This is a genomic window from Empedobacter sp. UBA7620 (genome assembly GCF_002484185.1).
Taxonomy (GTDB): domain Bacteria; phylum Bacteroidota; class Bacteroidia; order Flavobacteriales; family Weeksellaceae; genus Empedobacter; species Empedobacter falsenii_C.
On sequence record NZ_DLJI01000019.1, the window covers coordinates 34,954 to 35,218 of the forward strand.

Annotated in this window: 1 rRNA gene; it reads left to right on the forward strand. The window is 42.6% G+C overall.

What is annotated here, in order from left to right:
- Positions 1–47: 47 nt before the first annotated feature.
- A 16S ribosomal RNA gene (locus B2217_RS03345) occupies positions 48–265 on the forward strand; the annotation flags it as partial.

A 265-nucleotide genomic window follows, 5' to 3' on the forward strand; every position in this document is an offset into this window, starting at 1 on the left:
ATTCGAAGTTGTAAAAAACAGGTACTACGTACCAAACAAAATAATTTACAATGGAGAGTTTGATCCTGGCTCAGGATGAACGCTAGCGGGAGGCTTAACACATGCAAGCCGAGGGGTATAGTTCTTTCGGGAACTAGAGACCGGCGCACGGGTGCGTAACGCGTATGCAACTTGCCCTACTGAAAAGGATAGCCCTTCGAAAGGAGGATTAATACTTTATAACAGATTTAATGGCATCATTAGATTTTGAAAGATTTATCGCAGT